Source organism: Spiroplasma sp. ChiS (assembly GCF_002968355.1).
In the GTDB taxonomy this organism is placed as follows: domain Bacteria; phylum Bacillota_I; class Bacilli_A; order Mycoplasmatales; family Mycoplasmataceae; genus Spiroplasma; species Spiroplasma citri.
Window position 1 is genome coordinate 1 of the sequence record NZ_PUUH01000167.1, and the last position, 1,051, is coordinate 1,051.

At 20.0% G+C, this 1,051-nt stretch carries 3 protein-coding genes; all 3 read left to right on the forward strand.

All coding sequences use genetic code 4. From position 1 onward, the window contains the following. Nucleotides 1–345: 345 nt before the first annotated feature. A complete protein-coding gene (locus C6B38_RS04860) occupies nt 346–660 on the forward strand; it encodes a hypothetical protein (RefSeq protein ID WP_105298859.1) in 315 nt (104 codons plus the stop codon). 1 nt (nt 661) lies between these two features. Continuing rightward, complete coding sequence (locus tag C6B38_RS11915) at nt 662–793, forward strand: hypothetical protein (protein WP_255401074.1); 132 nt, start codon at nt 662–664, stop codon at nt 791–793. Nucleotides 794–858: 65 nt separating this feature from the next. Beyond that, nucleotides 859–1,051: hypothetical protein (locus C6B38_RS04865; protein ID WP_105298860.1), on the forward strand; the 193-nt coding region annotated here is incomplete at its 3' end.

The window sequence follows — 1,051 nt, forward strand, 5'->3', positions numbered from 1 at the left end:
GAGGATATAAATTTATAAATAAATTTATTTTTTGTTATATAAATATGTAATAGTTGACATATTGATAAATATGTAATAGTTGACATATTGATTTTGTTATGTAAAATTAATTTAGAATATTATATATAACATTTAGTTATATTTAAGTATTCAAACCAATAAAGGTTTCCCTCTACGAAACTTTAAATATAAGTAAATGTTTTTATTTTGCATTTATATTTACATTCATTTTTTATTAATTTTTTATTAAATTAGTTTTTATTTTTTAACATTTATTTTATTTAAAGTTTTAAACCTTGTGAAACCTTTATTTACATATATGTAAATGAAAGGAATTTTTTAGTTATGTTTAAAGTTTATTTAAGTGATATTAAGTACAATCAAGTTATTAAAGATAAGTCAAATAAAGAAAATTATTATGATGTATATACATTTTTACGAGTTGAAGGTAAAAAAATAGTTGGTAAAGAATACCAAGATAAATGAGTTCGCAAAAATAGTGATTTTCAAAATAGTTTGCCCGAAATGATTGAAGGTAGTTTMTATAATGTAGAAATTGGTTTTAACGGTAAAATATCAAAAATATTGSCTTATGAAACCGAACAAGATTTTATTAATAAATATTCTAATAATTCAACAATAACAGAAAGCAATAGTTAATATGCAACAACAGTTATGTATGATTTGTATTAATGATAATGTTTGAGAAAATGGGTCTCGTTATTGTTGAAATTGTGTTAATGAAAATGTTGTTTTAATTAATCAATATTATTCTAGGTTAGATAATGACTAAGAAAAAATCAGATTGTTATTTATGTAATAGACAAGATATTATTTGTCCTAAACATAAAGAATAATATGAAAAAACAAACTAAGTTATATAAACAGAGATTAGAGTGTTTAGTTAATGTTATACATCAATGTTTACCTACTAAAATACCATTATTTATGTTAAGAAAAGCAATTAAATTGTATCTTAGTCATAAAGTTATTGATATTGGCGTTATGGAAGAACAACATTTTAAATTATTAGTAAAACAAATAAAAAATT